Annotated in this window: 18 protein-coding genes and 6 tRNA genes; 14 read left to right on the top strand and 10 right to left on the bottom strand. The window is 70.7% G+C overall.

Annotated features, from left to right (window positions below; translation table 11 throughout):
• Positions 1–52 precede the first annotated feature (52 nt).
• Both DEJ48_RS20655 and DEJ48_RS20660 read right to left on the bottom strand, forming a co-directional pair.
• Positions 53–307, bottom strand: a complete 255-nt coding sequence (locus tag DEJ48_RS20655) for a DUF3073 domain-containing protein (protein WP_055568369.1) — start codon at positions 305–307, stop codon at positions 53–55.
• Positions 308–633: 326 nt separating this feature from the next.
• Positions 634–1,710: a Leu/Phe/Val dehydrogenase gene (locus DEJ48_RS20660; RefSeq protein WP_150217611.1), complete on the bottom strand. Its 1,077-nt coding sequence runs from the start codon at positions 1,708–1,710 to the stop codon at positions 634–636.
• Between the two features lie 153 nt (positions 1,711–1,863).
• On the opposite strand from DEJ48_RS20660, the gene DEJ48_RS20665 reads away from it, so the two are divergent.
• Both DEJ48_RS20665 and bldC read left to right on the top strand, forming a co-directional pair.
• Positions 1,864–2,697: a hypothetical protein gene (locus tag DEJ48_RS20665; RefSeq protein ID WP_150217612.1), complete on the top strand. Its 834-nt coding sequence runs from the start codon at positions 1,864–1,866 to the stop codon at positions 2,695–2,697.
• A gap of 466 nt (positions 2,698–3,163) precedes the next feature.
• Positions 3,164–3,370 carry a developmental transcriptional regulator BldC gene (gene bldC, locus DEJ48_RS20670; protein ID WP_003949541.1) on the top strand — a complete coding sequence of 69 codons (207 nt, stop codon included), beginning with the start codon at positions 3,164–3,166 and terminating at the stop codon, positions 3,368–3,370.
• Positions 3,371–3,882: 512 nt separating this feature from the next.
• Here the strand turns inward: bldC and DEJ48_RS20675 are convergent.
• From DEJ48_RS20675 to hrpA, 3 genes are all read right to left on the bottom strand, one after another.
• Positions 3,883–4,128: a DUF6274 family protein gene (locus DEJ48_RS20675; protein WP_150217613.1), complete on the bottom strand. Its 246-nt coding sequence runs from the start codon at positions 4,126–4,128 to the stop codon at positions 3,883–3,885.
• 262 nt (positions 4,129–4,390) lie between these two features.
• Positions 4,391–4,465 (bottom strand) — tRNA-Asp (locus DEJ48_RS20680).
• Positions 4,466–4,559: 94 nt separating this feature from the next.
• Positions 4,560–8,531 (bottom strand): ATP-dependent RNA helicase HrpA, encoded by a 3,972-nt coding sequence (gene hrpA / locus DEJ48_RS20685; protein ID WP_150217614.1) that lies wholly within the window; start codon positions 8,529–8,531, stop codon positions 4,560–4,562.
• Positions 8,532–8,614: 83 nt separating this feature from the next.
• Here hrpA and DEJ48_RS20690 point away from each other — a divergent pair, with 83 nt between their 5' ends.
• From DEJ48_RS20690 to DEJ48_RS20705, 4 genes are all read left to right on the top strand, one after another.
• Positions 8,615–9,010 carry a hypothetical protein gene (locus DEJ48_RS20690; RefSeq protein ID WP_150217615.1) on the top strand — a complete coding sequence of 132 codons (396 nt, stop codon included), beginning with the start codon at positions 8,615–8,617 and terminating at the stop codon, positions 9,008–9,010.
• Positions 9,011–9,080: 70 nt separating this feature from the next.
• Entirely contained in the window at positions 9,081–9,872 is a 792-nt protein-coding gene (locus DEJ48_RS20695) for a DsbA family protein (RefSeq protein ID WP_150217616.1), read from the top strand.
• On the top strand, positions 9,869–10,738 hold the full coding sequence (locus tag DEJ48_RS20700; RefSeq protein ID WP_150217617.1) for a cytochrome c biogenesis CcdA family protein: 870 nt from the start codon (positions 9,869–9,871) through the stop codon (positions 10,736–10,738). The genes DEJ48_RS20695 and DEJ48_RS20700 overlap by 4 nt, the downstream gene beginning before the upstream one ends.
• A 33-nt stretch (positions 10,739–10,771) precedes the next feature.
• On the top strand, positions 10,772–11,887 hold the full coding sequence (locus DEJ48_RS20705; protein ID WP_150217618.1) for a DUF3533 domain-containing protein: 1,116 nt from the start codon (positions 10,772–10,774) through the stop codon (positions 11,885–11,887).
• A 52-nt stretch (positions 11,888–11,939) separates the two neighbouring features.
• On the opposite strand, the gene DEJ48_RS20710 is transcribed toward DEJ48_RS20705, so the two are convergent.
• The 4 genes from DEJ48_RS20710 to DEJ48_RS20725 form a co-directional block, all read right to left on the bottom strand.
• Positions 11,940–12,013: transfer RNA gene (locus tag DEJ48_RS20710), tRNA-Phe, on the bottom strand.
• Between the two features lie 27 nt (positions 12,014–12,040).
• Positions 12,041–12,115 (bottom strand) — tRNA-Asp (locus DEJ48_RS20715).
• A 39-nt stretch (positions 12,116–12,154) separates the two neighbouring features.
• Positions 12,155–12,227: transfer RNA gene (locus DEJ48_RS20720), tRNA-Glu, on the bottom strand.
• 80 nt (positions 12,228–12,307) lie between these two features.
• The gene (locus tag DEJ48_RS20725) at positions 12,308–13,894 is read right to left on the bottom strand and encodes a metallophosphoesterase (protein WP_150217619.1); all 1,587 of its coding nucleotides are present in this window, start codon (positions 13,892–13,894) and stop codon (positions 12,308–12,310) included.
• Between the two features lie 71 nt (positions 13,895–13,965).
• On the opposite strand from DEJ48_RS20725, the gene DEJ48_RS20730 reads away from it, so the two are divergent.
• The 4 genes from DEJ48_RS20730 to DEJ48_RS20745 all read left to right on the top strand — a co-directional run bounded on the left by DEJ48_RS20730 (position 13,966) and on the right by DEJ48_RS20745 (position 17,893).
• The gene (locus DEJ48_RS20730) at positions 13,966–14,316 is read left to right on the top strand and encodes a metallopeptidase family protein (RefSeq protein ID WP_055569865.1); all 351 of its coding nucleotides are present in this window, start codon (positions 13,966–13,968) and stop codon (positions 14,314–14,316) included.
• A gap of 371 nt (positions 14,317–14,687) precedes the next feature.
• On the top strand, positions 14,688–15,233 hold the full coding sequence (locus DEJ48_RS20735) for a hypothetical protein (protein WP_150217620.1): 546 nt from the start codon (positions 14,688–14,690) through the stop codon (positions 15,231–15,233).
• Between the two features lie 245 nt (positions 15,234–15,478).
• Positions 15,479–17,704: a DEAD/DEAH box helicase gene (locus tag DEJ48_RS20740; RefSeq protein WP_150217621.1), complete on the top strand. Its 2,226-nt coding sequence runs from the start codon at positions 15,479–15,481 to the stop codon at positions 17,702–17,704.
• Positions 17,705–17,820: 116 nt separating this feature from the next.
• Positions 17,821–17,893, top strand: a tRNA-Lys gene (locus tag DEJ48_RS20745).
• Here the strand turns inward: DEJ48_RS20745 and DEJ48_RS20750 are convergent.
• Entirely contained in the window at positions 17,891–18,553 is a 663-nt protein-coding gene (locus DEJ48_RS20750; RefSeq protein ID WP_150217622.1) for a hypothetical protein, read from the bottom strand. The two genes, DEJ48_RS20745 and DEJ48_RS20750, sit on opposite strands and share 3 nt — an antisense overlap.
• A 432-nt stretch (positions 18,554–18,985) precedes the next feature.
• Here DEJ48_RS20750 and DEJ48_RS20755 point away from each other — a divergent pair, with 432 nt between their 5' ends.
• The 4 genes from DEJ48_RS20755 (at position 18,986) to DEJ48_RS20770 (ending at position 23,375) form a co-directional block, all read left to right on the top strand.
• On the top strand, positions 18,986–20,515 hold the full coding sequence (locus tag DEJ48_RS20755) for an MFS transporter (protein WP_150217623.1): 1,530 nt from the start codon (positions 18,986–18,988) through the stop codon (positions 20,513–20,515).
• 168 nt (positions 20,516–20,683) lie between these two features.
• Entirely contained in the window at positions 20,684–21,904 is a 1,221-nt protein-coding gene (locus tag DEJ48_RS20760; protein ID WP_411757544.1) for an alginate lyase family protein, read from the top strand.
• A 46-nt stretch (positions 21,905–21,950) separates the two neighbouring features.
• A tRNA-Met gene (locus tag DEJ48_RS20765) sits at positions 21,951–22,024 on the top strand.
• A 127-nt stretch (positions 22,025–22,151) separates the two neighbouring features.
• Positions 22,152–23,375 carry a PP2C family protein-serine/threonine phosphatase gene (locus tag DEJ48_RS20770; RefSeq protein ID WP_150217625.1) on the top strand — a complete coding sequence of 408 codons (1,224 nt, stop codon included), beginning with the start codon at positions 22,152–22,154 and terminating at the stop codon, positions 23,373–23,375.
• The last annotated feature ends 219 nt before the right edge of the window (positions 23,376–23,594 follow it).

Consider the following 23,594-nt stretch of genomic DNA (forward strand, 5'->3'; position numbering starts at 1 on the left):
TATGAGAACTGCGAATACTGCGTAGGCAACAAATGCTGCGTATGCAACGAGGTCAAGCGCCGCGGCGCTGCGACGACGGACCGGACTCGTCGGAGTCCTCGTCCTCGTCGTCGTTGTACAGATCCGCGTACTGGGCGTACGGGTCGTCTTCCTCGTCGTCGTCCTCGAACGGCTCGCCATTCGGCGGCTGTTGCGAAGTCGAAGCGCCCAGCTCATTGGCCAGACGCGACAGATCAGTCCCGCCGCTGCTGTACTTCAGCTGGCGGGCGACCTTCGTCTGCTTGGCCTTTGCCCGGCCGCGCCCCATGGCTCGACCCCCTCGGATACGGGGCTCGACGGCCCCAGAGTCTTGACACGCGTTCATGATCTGGAACGGACTCTCCGTGGAGAGACCGGTCCGTAGGGCTTCCACGGTACCTGCTCCTGCGGCCATACGGTACGTCGCCCGCAGGACGCGCCTCGGCGCACGACCCTCGAGGAGCCCCTTCCTCGCTGGTCAACTGCGATTTTAACCTCTTCTTGGCGGGCGACCCGCCGACGGGGGTGAGTCTTGTCTCTCCTGTACGTCGACGGGGCCCTGTCAAAACGTCACACAGTGCCGGAGCATCGAATTCCGGACTGTTTCGGCGCGCGTCAGCGCCCCTCGGAGATGCGCTGTTCGGCGATCCTGTCGGCCGCCGCGGCCGGCGGGATGCCGTCCTCCTTTGCGCGAGCGAATATGGCAAGCGTGGTGTCGAAGATCTTCGACGCCTTCGCCTTGCACCGGTCGAAGTCGAAGCCGTGCAGCTCGTCGGCGACCTGGATCACGCCGCCCGCGTTCACCACGTAGTCCGGCGCGTAGAGGATCGACCGGTCGGCCAGGTCCTTCTCCACACCCGGGTGCGCGAGCTGGTTGTTCGCGGCGCCGCACACCACCTTCGCGGTGAGGACGGGCACGGAGTCGTCGTTCAGCGCGCCGCCCAGCGCACAGGGCGCGTAGATGTCGAGGCCCTCGGTCCGGATCAGCGCCTCGGTGTCCGCCACCGCCGTCACCGACGGGTGCTTGTGGACGATCCGGGTCACCGACTCCTCGCGGACATCCGTGATCACGACCTCGGCGCCGTCCTCCAGGAGGTGCTCGACCAGGTGGTGGCCCACCTTGCCGACGCCCGCCACACCGACCTTGCGCCCGCGCAGCGACGGGTCGCCCCACAGGTGCTCGGCGCTGGCCCGCATGCCCTGGTAGACACCGAACGCGGTGAGCACGGAGGAGTCGCCCGCGCCGCCGTTCTCGGGGGAGCGGCCGGTGGTCCAGCGGCACTCACGCGCCACGACGTCCATGTCGGAGACGTACGTGCCGACGTCGCAGGCCGTCACGTAGCGGCCGCCGAGCGAGGCGACGCAGCGGCCGAAGGCGAGCAGCAGCTCCTCGCTCTTGATCCGGTCCGGGTCGCCGATGATCACGGCCTTGCCGCCGCCGTGGTCGAGGCCGGCCATGGCGTTCTTGTACGACATCCCGCGCGACAGGTTCAGGACGTCGGCGACGGCCTCTTCCTCGGTCGCGTACGGGTAGAAGCGGGTGCCGCCGAGGGCGGGGCCCAGGGCGGTGCTGTGGATGGCGATGACGGCCTTGAGGCCGCTGGCGCGGTCCTGGCAGAGCACTACTTGCTCGTGGCCTCCCTGGTCCGAGTGGAACAGGGTGTGCAGGACGCCGTTGTCTGCTTCGGTCACTGTGGTGACTCCCGGTCAAGTGCGGCGGTTGGGAGGGCTCCCGTACGGGTGGCGGGGGCCCGATGGGCATGAGACTAGAGGCTGTCCACCGGCCTTGGCCTCCCGGTGCCGAGGATCACGTTTTCCGGCGCGTCCGCGGGGGAGAGAGGAGCCGTGCCCAAGGTGTCTTCGGTGACGGTCCCGTACGCGTCCTACCTGCGTGTGTACGAGCCGCTGGCCGCTTTCCCCGAGCCGGAGCGCGGCCACTGGGCGCGCTACGCCCGCCGCCCCGACCTGCCCTCCTGTCAGGACGAACTCCGCCGCTCGCTGGCGGACCTGCTGCCCACGCCCCCGGTGCCCGTGCCGGTGCACGAGAGCGACGACGCGTTCGTGGCCGAGGTCGACGGAGTGCTGCACGTCTGTCCCTGGCGGACCCGGCTGCGGGGCTGGCAGGCGATGGAGGAGCTGGCGGGCCAGTTGCCCCCGTCGGTCCTGGACGCGGTGCTGCCCCCGGTGCTCCGCCGCCAGACGGTGGCGGACTACGAACAGTGGCTGGCGCGCAACCCCGACGCGCGCCCCTGGATCCGTACGTCGACGTGGCAGGTGCCGCTGCACTGGTTCGTGCTCGTCTCCGACGACGAGCGCAGCCACGAGAAGGGGGAGCCGCCGGGGCTCCGCTACCGCACGCCGATGGTGCAGGCGCGCCGCCGGGTCGCGCGCGGGCTGCGGGCGCTGCGGGACGCGCTGGACGAGGGGCCGATCATCGAGGGGCTCGTGGACGTCGGCCGGTGGCTGGAGGAGTTCCACCCCCGCTCCCTGGTCGAGCTCGACTACGGCGGGCTCGTGCACGCGGTCTCCGCCGACGAGCTCGACGAGGACCACTCGGCGGCGGACGTCGCCGAGGGAATCGAGGCGCTGCGCGCCGGCGACGGCGAGGCGGCCGGCGAGGCGTATGCAAGGCTCGTGGAGCGATGGCGGGCGGTTCGGGACCTTCAGTTCGCGAACTGAGTCCTCTGGTCGCCCCGGCGTCAGGACGTAGGTCCCGATCCGGGCCTTTGCCTCAAGCGTGACGGACCGCACTAACTGCACCCTTGCGCCCATCACCCCTCCTCGTGCCAAAATAGGACAAGGAGTCCGGGGAGGGCTCCTTCCGCCCAACTACGGGCGGAATGCTCAGCATTGCACTCTATGGGGGGTCTGTTGACTCCTGATCGCTCTGTGACTGATCGTCACTGTGGCGTGACTGTCCGCTATGGCATGGTCCATCGGCTTCCGTCGGTGATGAACACCTGGGAGGGCAATTCCATCGGTTTGGCCGACGCGGCTGGACGGATGGTGTAGTTGTAGTGCCGAGGACAAGCCGTTCGTCCTATAACCGACTCGACTCGCGTCCGCCATTTCGGGCAACGCGGGTCAAGGTGCAGAATTTAGAGGAATGAACCGAGAAGGTTCGGTTCTCCCGAGGAGGCCGCTCATGACCGCTCGCACCCCTGATGCCGAGCCGCTGCTGACCCCGGCTGAGGTCGCCACGATGTTCCGCGTCGACCCGAAGACGGTGACGCGCTGGGCCAAGGCTGGCAAGCTCACGTCGATTCGCACGCTCGGCGGACACCGCCGGTACCGCGAGGCTGAGGTCCGCGCACTGCTCGCGGGTATTCCGCAGCAGCGCAGCGAGGCCTGACGTACCGCTCAACCTGCAGTAACCCGCACAACTCGGGCGAAGAGCACCACTGCTGCCGGGTCCCCCAACCTGGCCGTACGTCCGACATATGGCTACACGCGACGAGGGTCTTGCCCCAACGGGGCCCACGCCTGACTCACTTGGGTGCGTCGTTTTCGATCGCGCTGGACTCCGCCGGGTCCAGCGCGATCTTTTTTGTGTGCCGAGGACGCGCTGGTGGGCGGGGTCTGAGCGCCCTTGTTGGTCTCTGGGGGGTCTCGGGCGGGGCCCTGAGGGGAGAGCCGGGGGCGAGCCTCGGGGGTGGTGCAATTGCACATATTAAATTGGCCCGTTGTAGGGAGGGTGTAAGTTCCGGGGTTCCTGAAACTTGTTCGGTGACACCCGTCACACGTCGTGAAGCTTGTTGCGCACGACACCCCTGCGCTAGAGGGGTCGTGGCGCTCCGCGAAGCCGTGTGCCGCCCTACGCCTCTCAGCCTCCCACCGGGCCGGGGGCTCGCGCGGCGTCTTTGGTCATGCGTCGGGGGGACTTTCGTCCCCGGCCTCGGTGCGGGCGGCTGCGGCGCTCTCGCGCACGAAGGCCGCCTCGGGGGCCTCGCGCCCCCCGGAGGCGCGCTGAGAGGGCTCCAGGGCGAGCCTCAGCAGTCGGTGGCAGATCGGGCAGTGCCGGGTCACGTGGCGGTATCTGGTGGCCGCGGCGAGGTGCGCGCGCAGCAGGGCGCGCGTCTCGTGCCGCGCGGATGCCGGAGAAGCGGACATGCGTCACCTCCTGGGGAGCCTCCCGCGGCTCCCTGGTGTCCGGGGTACCGGCGGAATGTGACGGAGTCAAGATGCGGGCACCACAACGGGCCGCATCCACAGACACACGAAGAGGGGCCGCACCTTGGGTGCGGCCCTTCTTTTACTGCGGCCCTGACGGGATTTGCTGTGTCTGGTTGCGGCTCCGCCGCGGGCGCGGCCTCGGAGTGGGCCGGGAACGCAGGAGGGGCCGCACCTTGACGGTGCGGCCCCTCTTTTGCTGCGGTCCTGACGGGATTTGAACCCGCGGCCTCCACCTTGACAGGGTGGCGAGCACTCCAAACTGCTCCACAGGACCTTGCTCGCGGCACTTGGTGTTGCGTTGTGCTGCGAGATGAGACTGTACAGCAGCGCAGGCCCAGCGGTCGAACTCACCCTGTGCGGTCGCCCGGTTACGGCACCGCCGCGTCGATCGCCTTCACGATCCGTTTGTCCGAGACGGGGTACGCCGTGCCCAGCGCGTGCGCGAAGTAGCTGACGCGGAGCTCCTCGAGCATCCAGCGGATGTCCAGGACCTCCTGCGGCACCGGCCTGCCCTGCGGCATCTGTTCGAGCAGCCACAGGTACTCGTCGCGCATCTCGTGGACCTTCTCCATGCGAGAGGTGTCCCGCTGGACGTTCGTCGGCATCTGCTGCAGGCGCCGGTCCGCCGCGACCATGTACCGCATCAGGTCCGGCAGCCGCCGCAGCCCGGTCTCCGTCACGAAGCCCGGCTTGATGAGGGAGTTCAGCTGCTCCCGCACGTCCGCGAGGTTCGCGAGGAGCGTCGGGCTCTTCGACGACTTCAGCCGGCGCTCGCACGCCTGCCAGGCGGCCAGGACCTGCTGCACCTGCCCGACCGCGTGCACGGTCGTGTCGACGATCTCCGCCCGCACCTTGTCGAAGAGCTTGCGGTACGACTCCTCGTCCCAGACGGGCCCGCCGAAGTCCGCGATCAGCTTGTCCGCGGCGGCCATCGCGCAGTCGGCGAAGAGGGCCTGCACGGAGCCGTGCGGGTTCGCGGACAGGGCGATCTTCTGCTGGTTGCTCAGCTTGTCCGAGGCGAACTTGGCCGGATTGACGGGGATGTTGCGCAGGATGAGGCGCCGCATGCCCCGCCACATGGCCTGGAGCTGCTCCGCCTCCGTGTCGAAGAGGCGTACGGAGACGGTGTCGCCGTCGTCGACCAGCGCCGGGTACGCCTTCACCGGCTGGCCCGCGCGGCGCGTCTCGAAGACGCGCGTGAGGGTGCCGAGCGTCCAGTCCGTGAGGCCCGTGCGCTCCACGGCCGCCCCGCCCGTCCGCTCGGCCGTCGCCGCGGCCGCCTGCGAGAGCGCCTTGCGGGCCTTCGGCTTCAGCCGGACCTTCAGGGCTTCCAGGTCCTTGTCCTCGGCGAGCTTCTTGCGCCGCTCGTCGGTGATCCGGAACGTGATCTTCAAGTGGTCGGGCACGCGCGTCAGGTCGAAGTCGTCCGGCGAGACCGGCACGCCGACCATCCGCTGGAGCTCGCGCGCCAGGGTGACGTGCAGCGGCTCCTGCAGCGGCACCGCACGCTCCAGGAACGCCTTCGCGAAGTTCGGCGCGGGCACGTAGTTGCGGCGGATCGGCTTGGGCAGGGAGCGGATCAGCTCGATGACCACGTCCTCGCGCAGGCCCGGGATCTGCCAGTCGAAGCCCTCGTCCGTGACCTGGTTCAGGACCTGGAGCGGGATGTGGACCGTCACGCCGTCCGCGTCCGCGCCCGGCTCGAACTGGTACGTCACCTTGAACTTGAGCTGCCCCTGCCGCCACGAGTCGGGGTAGTCGTCCTTGGAGACGTCCTGCGCCTTCTCGTTGATCAGCATCGACCGCTCGAAGTCGAGCAGCTCCGGCTCCTCGCGGTGTTTCTTCTTCCACCAGGAGTCGAAGTGCGCCCCCGACACGACGTGTTCGGGGACCCGCTGGTCGTAGAAGTCGAAGAGCGTCTCGTCGTCGACGAGGATGTCGCGGCGCCGGGCCCGGTGCTCCAGCTCCTCGACCTCGGTCAGGAGCCTGCGGTTGGCGGCGAAGAACTTGTGGTGCGTGCGCCAGTCGCCCTCGACCAGCGCGTTGCGGATGAACAGGTCGCGGGAGACCTCGGGGTCGATGCGGCCGTAGTTCACCTTGCGGTCGGTGACGATCGGGACGCCGTAGAGCGTGACCTTCTCTATCGCCATGACCGCCGCCTGGTCCTTCTCCCAGTGCGGTTCGCTGTACGTGCGCTTCAGGAGGTGCTGGGCGAGCGGCTCGACCCACTCCGGCTCGATGCGGGCGTTCACCCGGGCCCACAGGCGCGAGGTCTCCACCAGCTCGGCGGACATGATGAAGCGCGGGGGCTTCTTGAAGAGCGCGGAGCCGGGGAAGACGGCGAACTTGGCGTTGCGGGCGCCCAGGTACTCGTTGCGCCCGCCACCCCGCTGCTTGGGGTCGCTGTCCTTGGACTCCTTCACGTCCTTCATCCCGATGTGGGACAGGAGGCCGGCGAGGAGGGAGATGTGCACGTGCTGCTCGGGGGCGTCCTCTTCGTTGAGGTGGATGCCCATCTGCTTGGCGACCGTGCGCAGCTGCGTGTAGATGTCCTGCCACTCGCGGATGCGCAGGAAGTTCAGGTACTCCGCCTTGCACATACGCCGGAAGGAGGAGGAACCGCGCTCCTTCTGCTGCTCCCTCACGTACCGCCACAGATTGAGGAAGGCGAGGAAGTCGCTCGTCTCGTCCTTGAAGCGGGCGTGCTGCTGGTCGGCCTGTGCCTGCTTCTCCGCCGGGCGCTCGCGCGGGTCCTGGATGGAGAGGGCCGCGGCGATCACCATGACCTCGCGCACGCAGCCGTTCTTGTCGGCCTCCAGGACCATCCGGGCCAGGCGCGGGTCGACGGGGAGCTGGCTGAGCTTGCGGCCCTGTTGGGTGAGCCGTTTCTTCGGGTCCTTCTGCGCCGGGTCGAGCGCTCCCAGCTCCTGGAGGAGCTGCACGCCGTCGCGGATGTTGCGGTGGTCCGGCGGGTCGATGAAGGGGAACTTCTCGATGTCGCCGAGGCCGGCCGCCGTCATCTGGAGGATGACGGACGCGAGGTTCGTACGGAGGATCTCGGCGTCCGTGAACTCGGGGCGCGAGACGAAGTCGTCCTCGCTGTACAGCCGGATGCAGATGCCGTCCGACGTACGCCCGCAGCGGCCCTTGCGCTGGTTGGCGCTGGCCTGGCTGATCGCCTCGATGGGCAGGCGCTGCACCTTCGTGCGGTGGCTGTAGCGGGAGATGCGGGCCGTGCCCGGGTCGATCACGTACTTGATGCCGGGGACGGTCAGCGAGGTCTCCGCCACGTTCGTCGCGAGGACGATGCGTCTCCCGGTGTGCTGCTGGAAGACGCGGTGCTGCTCGGCGTGCGAGAGCCGGGCGTAGAGAGGGAGGACCTCGGTGAACCGGAGGTTCTTCTTGTTCAGCGCGTCCGCCGTGTCGCGGATCTCGCGCTCTCCGGAGAGGAAGACGAGGATGTCGCCCTTGCCCTCGGCCTGGAGCTCCTCGACGGCGTCCGTGATCGCGGTGATCTGGTCGCGGTCGCTCTCTTCGCTGTCCTCTTCGAGGAGCGGGCGATAACGCACCTCCACGGGATACGTGCGTCCGCTGACCTCGACGATCGGCGCGTCCCCGAAGTGCCGCGAGAAACGCTCCGGGTCGATGGTCGCGGAGGTGATCACGACCTTCAGGTCCGGGCGCTTGGGCAGCAGCTGCGCGAGATAACCGAGCAGGAAGTCGATGTTGAGCGACCGCTCGTGGGCCTCGTCGATGATGATCGTGTCGTACGCGCGCAGCTCGCGGTCCGTCTGGATCTCGGCGAGCAGGATGCCGTCCGTCATCAGCTTCACGAACGTGTCCGCGCCGACCTGGTCGGTGAAGCGGACCTTCCAGCCGACGGCCTCGCCCAGCGGGGTGTTGAGCTCATCCGCCACGCGCTCGGCGACCGTGCGGGCCGCGATGCGGCGGGGCTGCGTGTGGCCGATCATGCCGCGCACGCCCCGGCCGAGCTCCATGCAGATCTTGGGGATCTGCGTGGTCTTGCCCGAACCGGTCTCACCGGCGACGATCACGACCTGGTGGTCGCGGATCGCCTCGGCGATCTCGTCCTTCTTCTGGCTGACCGGGAGTTGCTCCGGATACGTGATCGCGGGCATGCGGGAGCCGCGCTCGGCCATCCGCGCCTCGGCCTTCTCCACGTCCGCCGCGATCTCGGCGAGGACGGCGGCACGGGCCTCGGGCTTACGGATGCGGCGGGCACCCTCCAGCCGCCGGCCGATCCGGTGCTCGTCGCGCAGCGACAGCTCGGAGAGTCGGGGGGCGAGGGCGTCGAGGGCAAGGGCGGGCTGCGTAGACATACGGCGTCCAGGATCTCACCCGCGACTCGGCAGTGGCGAACCGATTTCTCTGGCGGGGCGCCCTTGCACGTACGATTCCGGGCATGCCGACCCGCACGCGCACGACCTGGAGCCCCCTCGCGGTGGTCTTCCTCGTCGTGCTCGGGCTCGGGATGTTCTGCGGACCCGCGGCCGCCGCGCAGCAGCCGGTGGCCACGGCCGTCGAGGCCACCGCGGCCGCCGAGGCGTTCGCCGCCCAGGCGGCCGACGTGCAGGGCTCGCCCGGCTGCGGCAAGGGCACCGACCGCGACGCCGACCAGACGCCGGGCACCCCGCAGCGCCCCGGAACGGCGTACGAACTGCTGCCCGCGCTGCACGACACCCGGGCCGCGTCCGGCTCGTGGGGCGCCGACCAGGCCGTGCTCCTGGTGGCACCGGGCCGGGCACCGCCCGCACTCACTCCGCCCTCACCGATAGATCTCTCGATCCTGCGCGTGTAGGAGGCCCCTGACTTCAGGGGCCCCTTCACCGACGTCACCGACGTACAACAGGACAAGAGAGAGCACTTCCGTGCCCAAGAACGGCAGCAAGCCTCAGAACAGCAGCAACAAGAGCCGCAACATCGCCATCGGCGCGGGTGTCGCCGTCGCCGCAGTGCTGCTCGGCGTCGCCTCGTACACGGCGACCAAGCCCGCCGGCTCCTCCGGCGGCGGCACCGTCAAGGAGGAGGCCGCGGGCGCCGCGCCCTCCACCGAGTCGCAGGCCGGTGTCTACCCCGAGCTGGAGAAGCTCGCCCGGCGCGACGCCAAGGACCCGCTCGCGCAGGGCCGCGCCGACGCACCCGTCGTGATGGTCGAGTACGCCGACTTCAAGTGCGGCTTCTGCGGCAAGTTCGCCCGCGACACCGAGCCGGGCCTCGTGAAGAAGTACGTCGACGAGGGCACCCTGCGCATCGAATGGCGCAACTTCCCGATCTTCGGCGCGGACTCCGAGCGCGCCGCGCGCGCCGCGTGGGCGGCGGGCAGGCAGGGGCGCTTCTGGCAGTTCCACGAGGCCGCGTACGCCGAGGGGTCCAAGGAGAAGGGCTTCGGCGACGGCCGTCTGAAGGAGCTCGCCAAGGACGCCGGGGTCGAGGACGTCGACAAGTTCGTCACCGACGCGGGCAGCGACGCGGCCAAGAGCGCCGTGCAGAAGGACCAGGAGGAGGCGTACGGCCTCGGCGCCGCCGCGACGCCCTCCTTCGTGATCAACGGGCGGCCCGTCTCGGGTGCCCAGCCGGACCAGGTCTTCCACCAGGCCATCGAGTCGGCGGCGAAGAGCGCGAAGGCGGCCGGCAAGGGCAAGGGCGGCGGTTCCGAGTGACCGCCGACGTCGGGTACTTCGCCGCGTTCCTGGGCGGCCTCCTCGCCCTGATCAGCCCGTGCAGCGCACTGCTCCTGCCCGCCTTCTTCGCCTACTCGATCGACTCCACCTCGCGCCTCGTCGCGCGCACCGGCATCTTCTACGCGGGACTCGCGACGACCCTGGTGCCGCTCGGCGCCGCCGGGTCCTACGCCGGGCGGTTCTTCTTCGGCCACCGCGACCAGCTGGTGCTCGCCGCGGGCTGGCTGATCATCGGGCTCGGCGTGCTCCAGATCCTCGGCATGGGCTTCGCCTCGCGGCGGATGGCGGAGCTCTCCGGCCGCATCCGCCCGACCACGGCGTTCTCCGTGTACGCGCTGGGCGCGGTGTACGGGCTCGCCGGGTTCTGCGCGGGGCCGATCCTCGGCAGCGTCCTGACGGTGGCCGCGGTGAGCGGAAGCCCGGTGTACGGGGGGCTGCTGCTCGCCGTGTACGCGCTGGGGATGGCCGTGCCCCTCTTCGTGCTCGCCCTCCTCTGGGAGCGGTTCGACCTGGGGCGGCGCAGGTGGCTGCGGGGCCGGACGTTCCGGCTCGGACGGTTCGAACTGCACACGACGTCCCTGCTGTCCGGCCTGTTCTTCATCGCTCTGGGCGCGCTGTTCCTCGTGTACGACGGGACGACGGCGCTGCCCGGCCTGCTCGGCGTGGACGACTCGTTCGCGGCGGAGCAGTGGGCGGGGGACCTCGGCCGGGCGGTGCCGGACTCGGTGCTGCTCGTGGGGGTCGTGGTGCTGGTGGGGGCCGTGCTCGGGGCACGCGCGTGGCGCAGGCGCGAGGGCAGTGCGCCCGAATCGCCCGTTAGCGAGGATTCGCCCGTTACCAAGTGAGAAGGATGTGTATACGTGGTTTAGCGTATTCGTATGCCTGATCATGAACCGGAGCCGCACCAGGACGGTGCACACCAGCACGAGCCGCACCAGCACGGCGCGCACGGGCGCGTTCCCACCCGGAGCGAGCGGTGGGACGCGTTCAAGCAGTCGCCCTTCCTGCCCGCGATCGTGCTGGTGTTCATCCTGGCGGCCGCCGCCGGGCTCTTCGCCGGTTCGTACACGTTCTCCATGGCGAAGCCGACCCCGCACCACATCCCCACCGCGGTGGTCGACACCACGGACAAGGGCGACTCGGCCCGCGGCAAGGCCTTCCTCGACGGCATGGAGAAGGCCCTGAACGCCTCCCTGGAGGTGCACCGGTACGACAACCGGGAAGCGGCCAGGCTGGACGTGGAGGAACAGAAGGTCTTCGCGATCCTCGACGTGGCCCGCGGCGGCGGCAAGGTGACGCTGGACGTCTCCGGGGCGTCCGGCGCCTCCGTCGCGCAGGTGCTCGCGGAGACCGCGCCGAAGGTCGGCGAGAAGGTCGGCGTCCCCGTCACGGTGAAGGACATCAAGCCGCTCCAGGAGGGCGACCCGCGGGGCCTCGCCATCTTCTACATCTCCCTCGCCGCCGTGATCATCGGCTTCGTGGGAGCCATCCAGCTGAGCGTCCACGCGCGCGGCCTGAACCCGGCCGAGCGGATCGGGTTCACCATCCTTTACGCGCTGCTCGGCGCGTTCGTCATCTCGGCGGTCGTCGACTGGTGGCTGGGCGCGCTGGATCTGCCCTTCGTGGAGTCCTGGCTGATCCTCGCGCTGACGATGTTCGCGTCGGGCATGGTCTTCACGATGTTCAACACGCTGTTCGGGCGCTGGGCGATGATCCCGACGTGGGGCCTGATGGTGCTCCTCGGGAACCCGTCGTCCGGCGGCGCGGTGTCGTGGCCGCTGCTCCCCTCGGTGCTCGGCCACATCGGCCAGTGGCTGCCGCCGGGGGCGTCGGTGAACGCGCAGCACACGGCGGTCTACTTCGGCGGCCACCAGCACGCGTTCCCGTTCCTGGTGCTCGGCGCGTGGGCGCTGGTGTCCTCGACGGTGTTCTGGGTCTGGCGGCACCGCCATCCGGGCGGCCGGGTCTCGGCGCCGGCCCACGCGGGGGCGTGACGGGGGACGGGAACGACAGAAGCCCCGCCGGTGGCGGGGCTTCTGGAAGAAGTGGCTGGGGCCGGGATCGAACCGGCGACCTATCGCTTTTCAGGCGATCGCTCGTACCAACTGAGCTACCCAGCCACGCAGTTCGCCGAAGCGATCTGCAAGCGGTCCTGACGGGATTTGAACCCGCGGCCTCCACCTTGACAGGGTGGCGAGCACTCCAAACTGCTCCACAGGACCAAGCGTTGTGCGAGCACTAGTCTCGCACAAGGTGTTGCGTGCCCCCAACGGGATTCGAACCCGTGCTACCGCCTTGAAAGGGCGGCGTCCTGGGCCACTAGACGATGAGGGCTAAGAGGCCCGCCTGGGCGCTTTGCAGCGCGTCGGGGACGTGAGAAGCATATGGGATGCGGGGAGGTATCGCCAAAACGCTTATCCGGGCCCCGGGGACCGGCCCCCGGCGGACCGGTCGGAGGAGGGGTCGGGGGAGGTCGGAGCGGGGGGCGCGCCCGGGCGGTTCTCCTTGGGGAGATGGCGGCTGACCTCCGCCTTCGTCAGGCCGAGGCCGCCCAGCCTGATCTCGTCCCAGGCCTGCAGCCGTTTGGTCGTACGGTCCAGGTAGAGGACCGACGCCTCGACCGGGTCCGGGTACTTGTCCTCGACCGCCCGCAGCCCGCTGCCGCCCGTCGACCCCTCGATGCGCAGCCGTGTGCCCTTCTCCATGACCTCCATCTCCTGGTGGTGGACGTGCCCCGCGAGGACGAGCGGCACCTCGCCGTCGGTCTCCCGCGCCGCCGTCGGGTTGTGGGCGACGGCCACGTCGACCGGGGTGCCCGCCGCGCTCTCGGCGCGCAGGGCGGAGGCGAGCCGTATCCCCGCGAGGTGCTCGACCGCGTCGCCGCCCGTCTTCGCCGAGCGGTCCGGCGTGTACTGCGGGTCGCCGATGCCGGCGAAGCGCAGGCCCGCGACGGTCTCGGCCCTGCCGTCGTCGAGGACGTGGACGTTCTTGAAGCGCTCCAGGTAGCGCTGGGTGGTGTGCGAGTCGTGGTTGCCGCGCACCCATACGTAGGGCGCGCCGAGGTCCGCGATCGGGTCCAGGAAGCCGTTCTCGGTGGCCGAGCCGTGGTCCATGGTGTCGCCCGAGTCGACGATGACGTCGATGTCGTACTGCTCGACGAGGGACGAGATGATCTTCCAGCCCGCCGGGTTCAGATGGATGTCCGAGACGTGCAGGACGCGCATCGTGGTGGGGTCCGGCTGGTACGCGGGGAGCGTGGACGTCACGTCGTAGAGCTTGGTGACGTTGGTGACCAGGCGCGCCAACTCCTGCTGGTAGACGTCGAATTCACTGACGATGCTGCGGGCGTCGCCGACGACGGAGGGGGCGCTGCTGAGCAGTCCTGAGAACTTCGGTTCCAGGACGGACTTCGGGTTCCAGGTGGCGTACGCGGCCGTGCCGGACGCGGCGAGGAGGGCGAGCGCGAGGCCGCCCGCCGCCAGGGCGCGGCGCGGGCGGCGGTAGACGGCCAGGCCGAGTGCGGTCGCGCCGGAGACGACGGCGACGCAGGAGCGCACGGCCAGGTCGAGCGTGCCGTGGCCGACGTCGCGCGCCACCTCGTCCTCCAGGCCGGAGAGCCGCTCGGGGTGGTCGACGAGGGCCTGGGAGCGGACCGGGTCCAGGCGGTCCACGTCGACGTCCAGGCGGATGGGGGCCGTGTGGGAGCGGAGTTCCAGGGCGCCGAGCGGCGAGACGTCGATCTTCGTGCCGCCGGAGACGGAGGGGCGCAGGGTCATGCGGGTGTCCATCGGGCCAACGGGCGCGCGCACGCTGCCGACGATGAGGAGCCCGAGCCAGGCGCCGAGCAGGACGACCGTGATCAGGCCGAGGGCGCGGGCGTACGGGTGGGGCGGGCTGACCAGCTCGTTGACGGGGTGGGTGCGGCGAGCGCGGTAGTGGCCTACGAGGGCGCGGCCCGCCCTGCGTACGCCCTGGAGGACGACCGTGACGTCGCGGGCCATTGGTCCCGTATGCCCGTCCGGGGCGGTCGGTATGCCGGGACGGGACGAGGGGTGTGGCTGACAATGGGGGTGTGCTGGAGATGACACGCGAGGAGTTCGAGGAACTGGTCGGCGAGGCGCTCGACCGGATTCCGCCGGAGTTGACCCGGCTGATGGACAACGTGGCCGTGTTCGTCGAGGACGAGCCGCCGGCCGAGGACCCCGAGCTGCTCGGGCTGTACGAGGGGACTCCGCTGACCGACCGGGGCGAGTGGTACGCCGGGGTGCTGCCGGACCGCATCACGATCTACCGGGGGCCGACGCTGCGCATGTGCGAGTCGCGCGAGGACGTCGTCGCCGAGACGGAGATCACGGTGGTCCACGAGGTCGCCCACCACTTCGGGATCGACGACGAGCGGCTGCACGCGCTGGGGTACGGGTGAGCGGGTACGGGTGACCGGGCGCGGGTCCCGCGGATGAGTTCCGGGGACGTGTGAGCGAGGGCGTACGGGCGGGAGTGCGGGGCGGGCCTGTGGGGGTTGCGGTCCGTGTCCTCTTGCGGGCCGCGGGAGTTGGGCAGGGCGTCTCGATTCGCAGAGCCTGTGTCATGACCCCGGCCGGGTGGTCGCCGCCTGGCACGCACGCTCGCCGCGTCGCCGAAACGCCCTGGTAGCTCCTCCCCCAGGCCTGAAGGGCCCGGGGGGACCCCCACCGAGGGCGCTCCGGCGCCTTGCGGGAGCACGCACCAGACGACGCCCACTGATCCGGCCGGGGTCATGACGCAGGCTCTCAGCGCCTCAGGAGGTGCTCGGCCGTGCGCCAGTTGTACGTTCCCGTCCGTTGGGCCGTGGTCGCGGTGGCCGTAGCGGCGACCGCGGGCTGCATGAGCATCGGTGACGACGGGAACGGCCCGGCGCCCGACCGTTCCGCGGGCCGGCACGGCGGTGCGGCCGCCCCCGACGGCGGCCCCGTGACGCAGGGCGGTGACGTCGACCCGGAGGACGAGCGCGGGCGGGCCGACGGGCGCGGCAAGGGCAAGAAGAAGGGCAAGGGCCGGTCGTCCCGCGGCGGCGAGGTGGAGCAGGGCGCCGCCGAGCCCTCGGAGTCCTCGTCGGCGACGAAGTCCGAGAGGCCGCCGAAGCCCGGCGGGCCGGGCAAGCCGGCCCCCACACGGCCGAGGCCCACGCCGACACGGACGACCCCGACGCCGGACCCGCCGAAGCCCACGCCGACCCCGACGCCGGATCCGACCACTCCGGAGCCGTCGTCCTCGGAGGGCTCGGGGCAGGACGCGCAGTTGCAGCGGCGGGACGGGGAAATCGTGGGCCGCGAGCCGTCGCCGCAGGTCGGGCCGCGTTAGAGGGGGCAGGTGGACAGCGGGTGGACACCCCTCCCGGGTACCTCTGGGAGGGGGCGGTTTGCCATCCGGGGTGGGGGGTGCGTATGGTGGTAGATCGTTTGATCCCATTTGCCCGGCGCCGACACAGAAGAGCGCCGCGTGGCGCGTACTCTCCCTTGCCGTGGCTGACCGCATAGAGGCGGTCCATTGCGAAATCACGGAGTTGACGGGCGCGTGCCGAGACTCCGGAAGGTTTCGCATTTCGCATGTCCATTTCCAGTTCTGACCACGCCGTCCTGCCCGAGAACGAGATCGTCGAGTCCGTCGAGAACGACGCCGTAGAGGCCGTCGCCGCCGACATCGCCGAGACCGTCGAGGCCCAGGACGTCACCGAGGCCGACGCCTCCCAGGCCGACGCCGACGCCGAGCCCGAGACCACCTTCGCGGACCTCGGTCTGCCCGAGGGCGTCGTCCGCAAGCTCGCGCAGAACGGCGTGACCACCCCCTTCCCGATCCAGGCCGCGACCATCCCGGACGCCCTGGCCGGCAAGGACATCCTCGGCCGCGGCCGCACCGGCTCCGGCAAGACCCTCTCCTTCGGTCTGCCGATGCTGGCGACGCTGGCCGCCGAGGGCCGCACCGAGAAGAAGAAGCCCCGCGGCGTCATCCTCACGCCGACGCGTGAGCTCGCGATGCAGGTCGCGGACGCCCTCCAGCCGTACGGCGACGTGCTCGGCCTGAAGATGAAGGTCGTCTGCGGCGGTACGTCGATGGGCAACCAGATCTACGCCCTGGAGCGCGGCGTCGACATCCTCGTCGCCACCCCGGGCCGTCTGCGCGACATCATCAACCGCGGCGCCTGCTCGCTGGAGAACACCCAGATCGCCGTCCTCGACGAGGCCGACCAGATGTCGGACCTGGGCTTCCTGCCCGAGGTCACCGAGCTGCTCGACCAGGTCCCGTCCGGCGGCCAGCGCATGCTGTTCTCGGCCACGATGGAGAACGAGATCTCCACGCTGGTCAAGCGCTACCTGACCAACCCGGTGACGCACGAGGTCGACAGCGCCCAGGGCAACGTCACGACCATGACGCACCACATCCTGATCGTGAAGCCGCGCGACAAGGCGCCGGTCACCGCCGCCATCGCCGCCCGCAAGGGCCGCACGATCATCTTCGTCCGCACCCAGCTGGGCGCCGACCGCATCGCCGAGCAGCTCTGCGACTCGGGTGTGAAGGCCGACGCGCTGCACGGCGGCATGACGCAGGGTGCCCGCACCCGCGTCCTGGAGGACTTCAAGAAGGGCTACGTCAACGCCCTCGTCGCCACCGACGTCGCCGCGCGCGGCATCCACGTCGACGGCATCGACCTGGTCCTGAACGTGGACCCGGCCGGCGACCACAAGGACTACCTGCACCGCTCCGGCCGTACGGCCCGCGCGGGCCGCTCCGGCACGGTCGTCTCGCTCTCGCTGCCGCACCAGCGCCGCCAGATCTTCCGCCTCATGGAGGACGCGGGCGTCGACGCCTCGCGCCACATCATCAACGGCGGCGGCACCTTCGACCCGGAGGTCGCCGAGATCACCGGCGCCCGCTCGATGACCGAGGTCCAGGCCGACTCCGCGGGCAACGCCGCGACCCAGGCCGAGCGTGAGGTCAAGGACCTCACCAAGGAGCTGGAGCGCGCCACGCGCCGCGCCGCCGAGCTGCGCGAGGAGGCCGACCGCCTCACCGCGCGTGCCGCCCGCGAGCGCGGTGACGACCCGGAGGTGGCGGTCGCCGAGGCCACCGCCGCCGCGGAGGCGATCGTCGAGGCCGCCGCCGTGTCGGTGCCGGAGCAGCCGGCCCCCGCCGCCGAGCGTTCCTCCTCGTACGACAACCGTCGTCCGCAGCGCGACGAGCGCGGCAACTACGAGCGCGACCGCCGTGGCGACAACCGTGGTGGCGGCTTCCGTCGCGACGAGCGCCGTGACGACAACCGTGGTGGCGGCTTCAGCCGTGACCGTCGTGACGACAACCGTGGCGGTGGCTTCAGCCGTGACCGCCGCGACGACAACCGCGGTGGCGGCTTCCGTCGCGACGACAACCGTGGTGGCGGTTTCAACCGTGACCGTCGTGACGACAACCGTGGCGGTGGTTTCAGCCGTGACCGTCGTGACGACAACCGTGGTGGCGGCTTCCGTCGCGACGAGCGTCGTGACGACAACCGTGGTGGCGGTTTCAGCCGTGACCGCCGCGACGACAACCGCGGTGGCGGCTTCCGCCGCGACGACCGTCCCTCGGGCGGCTTCCGCCGTGACGACCGCCCGTCCGGCGGCCACCGCGGCAGCGACCGTCCGTTCAACCGCGACCGCCGCGACGACCGTCCCTCGGGCGGCTACCGCTCCGGCGGCCACGACCGCCCGTCGTACAACCGCCGTGACGACCGCTCCGGCTCCGGCACGGGTTCGTTCGGCCGCCGCGACGACAAGCCGCGCTGGAAGCGCAACGGCTGACGCACAGCCATGAAGGGCCCGCCCGACACTCCAGTCGGGCGGGCCCTTCGGCGTAAACGGCGATACCCGATCGGATGTCGAGGCCCGTCCCGCTATGCTCGGGGGTGCACCGACGCGGACCGTTAGCTCAATTGGCAGAGCAGTGGACTTTTAATCCATTGGTTGTGGGTTCGAGTCCCACACGGTCTACGGGTGAAGCCCCCGGTCAGCCACAGGCAGGCCGGGGGCTTCGTCGTGCCGTGGGACGGATCTCTTCGCGGTGTGCCGGGTCAGGGACCGGCCGTCGCCGCAGCACGGGCCGCACTCCAGGCGTGGCTGTCCCGGTTCGCCGCCGATGTTGTAGGCCAGGCGCTGCTCGACGCCGCAGGTGCGCAGGTCGAATCCGCACCGGGCGCACAGGAGCCCCATCGCCGCGGCCTGTTCGGTCGTCCAGGTGGGCCACTCCGCGGCGAGGGACGGCAGGAGTTTCATCACCATGCCGGTGGGGCGTGCCTCGCAGTAGGGGAAGGGGAAGCCGAAGTGCGCGTCGGGGATCTCGTCGATCTGCTGCCGGAGCTGCGGCATCCAGCGGACCAGTCCGGTCAGGTCCGGGAAGGGGACGCGGACCTCCTGGCCCTTGCGCGGAGCCCCGTCGCGGCCCCGCGGCGGGCGGAACGCGACCACGATCGTGTGCGGCACCTTGAGGACGTCCAGGTCCCGGGAGAGCTCCGCCGCGGACAACGTCCACGGTCCGGTCCGGTACTCGCGCCACATCGCCAGGCCGCCACCGGTCAGCACGCTGTCGCTGCGCACCGCCGAACCGATCCTGCGCTGCGCGCCCTGTTCGTCCTCGGTTGCCACCTGTGCCATGGGTGTACCTCCTGATCGCACGTACGACTGCTACGACTGCGCGGTGAAAAGGCGGCGCTGGCGTCGCGGATGTGCCTGGAGATGATGTTCGTCGCGGGGCGGCGGGCGGGCGCGTTCGTGCACGCCCGGGCGTCGGGTGGCAACGGTCGCCTCCGGGGTCTGGGGAAGCCGGCGTCTGTGCGCCACCGACCATCCTGCCCGCGGCGGCCGGGGGCCAGCCACAGCGACGCGGTCGCGTCTCGAATCGGCCGGGCGTTGGCGCGGGTGTCACTTGTGAGGGGGCGTTGCGGGTTCACTGTTCGCCCGTTGCGCACACCGTGCGCAGTGCGTACAGTGTTCGCAAGAAGAGCACGTCGTGCGCAACGCGACGGAGCTTCTCGCATTCGACGGATGTGCCCACGTCCCGCCGCCCACGTTCTGGGGGAGACCTCGATGGAAGAGCGCCGTAACCCGCGCCGCTGGCTGATCCTGATCGTGCTCTGCCTGAGCACCCTCGTCCTGGTCGTGGACAACATGGTCCTGACCGTCTCGGTCCCGCCGATCGCCGAGGACCTCGGCGCGGACGCGCAGGACATCCAGTGGATCATCGAGTCGTACATCCTGGTCTTCGCCGGGCTGCTGCTCACCGCGGGCAGCCTCTCCGACCGGTTCGGACGGCGGCGCGTGATGATCGTGGGGCTCGCGCTCTTCGGCGCGGCGTCGCTCCTGGCCACCGTCGCCCAGAATCCCGAACAGCTCATCGCGGGACGGGTGTTGATGGGCATCGGCGGCGCCCTGATCATGCCGAGCACGCTGTCGATCCTCATCACCGTCTTCGACGACGAGGAGCGGCGCAAGGCGATCGGCGCCTGGAGCGCGGTCGCGGTGGTCGGCCTGGTCGGCGGGCCCGTCCTGGGCGGCGTCCTCATCGCCCACTTCTGGTGGGGCGCGGTGTTCCTGATGAACGTTCCGATCGCCGGCCTCGCCATCGTCGCCGCGCTCGTCCTGATGCCCGAGTCCAAGGGCCCGGCCCGCAAGGCCGACCCGCTCGGCATGGTCCTCTCCGTCGTCGGCATGACCGCGCTGGTCTGGACGATCATCGAGTCCGCCGAGTCGGGCCCGGGCGACCCGAGTACGCAGCTGTCGCTCGCCGTCGCGGTCCTCGCACTGGCGGCCTTCGCCTGCTGGGAGATCCGCACGGACGCGCCGATGGTCCCGCTCTCGCTCTTCCGCAGCCGCGTCTTCAGCGGCGCCAGCTTCTCCCTCGTCCTGCTGACCTTCGCCAACGGCGGGCTGATGCTCGTCCTCACCCAGTACCTCCAGTTCGTGCTCGGCTACTCGCCCGCCAGGACCGGCCTCGCCTTCGCCCCGATGGCCGTCGCCACGCTCGTCTTCAACGGCATCGGCGCCACGCTCGGCAACAAGATCGGCAACCGCCCGATGACCGCGGCCGGCCTGGCCGTCATCGCCGCCGGCTTCGGCGCCCTCGCCTCCCTGCCCTCGGACGCCGGTTTCGCGATGCTCGCCGCGGCGATGGTCCTGATCGGCATCGGCGGCGGCCTGGCGATGCCCGCGGCGACCGCCGCCCTGATGAGCGCGGTGCCGGCCGAGCACGCCGGGGTCGGGTCCGCCCTCAACGACACGGTCCAGCAGGCCGGTGCGGCCCTCGGTGTCGCCGTCCTCGGCACCGTCCTCTCCCGCACCTACACCGACGCGATGCCCGACTCCGCCCCCGCCGAGGCCGGCCACTCCGTCTCGGACGCCCTGGCCCTGGCCGCCGCCACGCACGACGGCACCCTCGCCACGACCGCCCGCGAGGCCTTCACCCAGGCGATGTCCGCCAGCTTCTGGGCAGGCGCGGCAGGCGTCCTGGCCGCGGCGGCCCTGGCCGTCGTCCTCATCCGCGACACCAAGAGCCCCGCACCAAAGGCGCGGCAGGACGACCTCACCCGGACCGGCACCGACCTGACCACGGCGGCCTGACCCCCCGCCCGCGCCGCGCTCCTCCAGGGCCCCTCAGGGGGCCCTTCGGCGTTCCGTCGCCCGAACGGCCCAGCCCTGCCGTGCGCGGCCGCGGGGCGCGGGTGACGCTGAACTGCCGGTGGCCGCCCGGAGGTCGGCGGCGCGGCGGGAGGTTCGGCAATGGCAGCAGTGGCCCGTAGGCGACGACAGCACGTTCTCGTACTGCTCGTGGCACCGCTTCTCCTCGTCCTCGCCGCGGGCTGCGGCGGCGGTGGTTCAGGTGAGGGCGGTACGCGGACCGCCGCCGCGCGACCCCTCGACCTCGCGTTCACGCACCCCGGTGTGCTCGTCGGCAAGGAGCAGCTGGAGCGGGCGCGGGCCCGGGTGCGGGGGCGGGAGGAGCCCTGGTTCGCGGCGTACGAGCAGATGCGAAAGAGCAAGTACGCGGCCGACGACTACACCGCGAGGCCGTACGCCGTCGTGGAGTGCCCGCCCGACACGCGGCCCGGGCGGGGGTGCGTGGAGGAGCGTGAGGACGCGCTGGCCGCGTACACGCACGCCCTGCTCTGGAACGTCACCGGCGAGCGCGCCCACGCGGAGAAGGCCGTGCAGATCATGGACGCCTGGGCGAAGGTGATCACCCGGCACACCGAGGACAACGCCGGGCTGCAGACCGCCTGGGCCGCCTCGTCCTGGGCGCGTGCCGCGGAAGCCGTGCGCTACACGTACGACGGCTGGCCCGACGGACAGCTCCTGCGCTTCGAACGGATGCTGCGCAACGCCTACCTGCCCCAGGTCCGCGACGGCGCCGCCGAGCGCAACGGCAACTGGGACCTGGTCATGGCCGACGCCACCATGAGCATGGCCGTCTTCCTCGACGACCACGCCACGTTCGAGAAGGCTGTACAGCACTTCAGGACGCGCGTGCCCGCGTACTTCTACCTGGAGTCCGACGGGAAGCTGCCCGTCGCCCCGGCGGGCAGCACCATCGACACCGCCGCCGAGCTGAAGAAGTACTGGTTCGGGCAGGGCACGTACGCCGACGGGCTCTCGCAGGAGACCTGCCGCAACTTCAAGCACGCGAGCTACTCGCTCGCCGCCACCTCGCACATGGCGGAGACCGCCCGGCACCAGGGCGTCGATCTGTACGCAGAGGTGCGGGACCGGCTGCGGGCGGCCTTCGAGTTCCACTCCAAGTACCAGCTGGGTGCGGCGGCGCCGGCCTGGCTGTGCGGCGGCAGGGTGCAGCGGGACATGGGGCCCGACACGGAGGTCGGCCTGAGCCATCTGCGGGGACGGCTCGGGCTGCAGATGCCGCAGACCGAGAGGTACACGCGGGAGCGGCGGCCCGAGGGCACGGACGACCTCTTCGTGGCCTGGGAGACCCTCACGCACGCCGATGGCGCGTAAGTGGTTCGACGCACCCCTCCGGATGGCGTACTGTTGTGTTCACCGACGCGGGGTGGAGCAGCTCGGTAGCTCGCTGGGCTCATAACCCAGAGGTCGCAGGTTCAAATCCTGTCCCCGCTACTGAAGGCCTGAGGCCGGGAAGCATCAGCTTCCCGGCCTCAGGTGTTTTCCCGGCCGTCTCGACCCCCTGCCGTAACCCGGTCGGCCCACACCAACTCGCACCCTCCCGCCGCTGCGGGAACCCTGAATGCAGCGCGGTGATGGGCGCGGAGTCGGCGGGAGACAAGCGGTGGGGCAGCGAGGAGGACCCGACGACAGGGGGACCAGAGGAGCCAGGGGGGCCACCGGGCCCGAGCGGGCGTTCGTCCGCTCCCTGCCGCTCCTGCTGCTCGTCATCGGTGTCGTGTACGACGCGGCGACCCCCTCGGAGTTCACCGCGGCGCCCCTCTTCACCGCGGCCCCCCTCATCGCCGCCCCCTTCTACTCGCGGCTCAACACCGTCCTGACCGGCATCGCCGCCACGGCCGCCGTCCTCTTCCTGCACTACGGCAGCACCATCAACAGCCAGGTCGAGGCCGTCACCGAAGTGGTCACCGTGGTGACCGTCGCCGGGCTCGCGATCGTCATCAACCGCGTCGTGCGCCGCAGCAACGACCGGCTCGCCATCGCCCGCTCCATCTCCGAGGCCACCCAGCGCGCCGTGCTGCCCGAACCGGACCCGCGGATCGGCGGGCTCGACTTCGCGGCGCGGTACGAGGCCGCGCAGGCCGACGCGTTCATCGGGGGCGATCTGTACGCGGTGCAGGACACCCCGCACGGCGTACGCCTCATCGTCGGCGACGTGCGCGGCAAGGGAATGGGCGCGGTCGCCGCCGTCGCCGTCGTCATCGGCGCGTTCCGGGAGGCCGCCGAGCAGGAGGCGACCCTGGAGGCGGTCGCGCAGCGCCTGGAGCGTGCGCTCGCCCGCGAGGGCACCCGGCGCGACGGGCTCGACGCGTTCGAGGGGTTCACCACCGCGGTCCTCGCCGAGATCCGGCACGGCGAGGGCTCTGTACGCCTCGTGAACCGCGGGCATCCGCCGCCGCTGCTGCTGCGCGGCGACGGGCGGCTCTGCGTCCTGTCGGCGAGCGAACCCGCGCTGCCGCTCGGCATGGGAGACCTCGGGGCCTGGCCGGACCGCGCGGACGAGACGGAGCTGCCGCCCGGCGGGCTGCTGCTCTTCTACACGGACGGTCTCTCCGAGGCGCGGGACGCGGCGGGGGAGTTCTACGACCCCGCGGCCCGGCTCGGCGGGCGGATCTTCCCGGGGCGCGGCGGCCCGCACGCGCTTCTCGCCGCGCTCGCGGGGGAGGTGCGGCGGCACACCGGGGGCGGCATGACGGACGACATGGCGCTGCTCGCGGTGCGGCGTCCGGCCGCCGGGGACCCGGATGTCGAGGCGGATGGCCCCGACGTCACGACCGGTGACTGAAGTGCACCGCTCCGCATAACAACTGACGCTCTGTCAAGGGAATGTGAAGTTCCGGTGTTTAGGGAGGAGGGGTCAACTCGCCCCGTTAGGCCCCTTCGTGTCCCGGTACGTACGGCCGATGAGCGTTAACGATCAACCGGAACGGCTTGGAATACCGACCCGCTGTCTATTAACGTTCGATAACGCAGCGCGGTCGTCCCAGCCGTCACTAGAGGCGGC

This window comes from Streptomyces venezuelae, assembly GCF_008642315.1.
GTDB lineage: Bacteria > Actinomycetota > Actinomycetes > Streptomycetales > Streptomycetaceae > Streptomyces > Streptomyces venezuelae_D.

What these genes read in the sequence shown, in the direction of transcription:
- DEJ48_RS20725 (WP_150217619.1), bottom strand. Translation starts at nt 13,894, where the DNA reads ATGGCCCGCGACGTCACGGTCGTCCTCCAGGGCGTACGCAGGGCGGGC.
- DEJ48_RS20740 (WP_150217621.1), top strand. Translation starts at nt 15,479, where the DNA reads ATGTCCATTTCCAGTTCTGACCACGCCGTCCTGCCCGAGAACGAGATC.
- DEJ48_RS20705 (WP_150217618.1), top strand. Translation starts at nt 10,772, where the DNA reads ATGCCTGATCATGAACCGGAGCCGCACCAGGACGGTGCACACCAGCAC.
- DEJ48_RS20770 (WP_150217625.1), top strand. Translation starts at nt 22,152, where the DNA reads ATGCAGCGCGGTGATGGGCGCGGAGTCGGCGGGAGACAAGCGGTGGGG.
- hrpA (WP_150217614.1), bottom strand. Translation starts at nt 8,531, where the DNA reads ATGTCTACGCAGCCCGCCCTTGCCCTCGACGCCCTCGCCCCCCGACTC.
- DEJ48_RS20655 (WP_055568369.1), bottom strand. Translation starts at nt 307, where the DNA reads ATGGGGCGCGGCCGGGCAAAGGCCAAGCAGACGAAGGTCGCCCGCCAG.
- DEJ48_RS20675 (WP_150217613.1), bottom strand. Translation starts at nt 4,128, where the DNA reads ATGTCCGCTTCTCCGGCATCCGCGCGGCACGAGACGCGCGCCCTGCTG.
- DEJ48_RS20690 (WP_150217615.1), top strand. Translation starts at nt 8,615, where the DNA reads ATGCCGACCCGCACGCGCACGACCTGGAGCCCCCTCGCGGTGGTCTTC.
- DEJ48_RS20750 (WP_150217622.1), bottom strand. Translation starts at nt 18,553, where the DNA reads ATGGCACAGGTGGCAACCGAGGACGAACAGGGCGCGCAGCGCAGGATC.
- bldC (WP_003949541.1), top strand. Translation starts at nt 3,164, where the DNA reads ATGACCGCTCGCACCCCTGATGCCGAGCCGCTGCTGACCCCGGCTGAG.
- DEJ48_RS20755 (WP_150217623.1), top strand. Translation starts at nt 18,986, where the DNA reads ATGGAAGAGCGCCGTAACCCGCGCCGCTGGCTGATCCTGATCGTGCTC.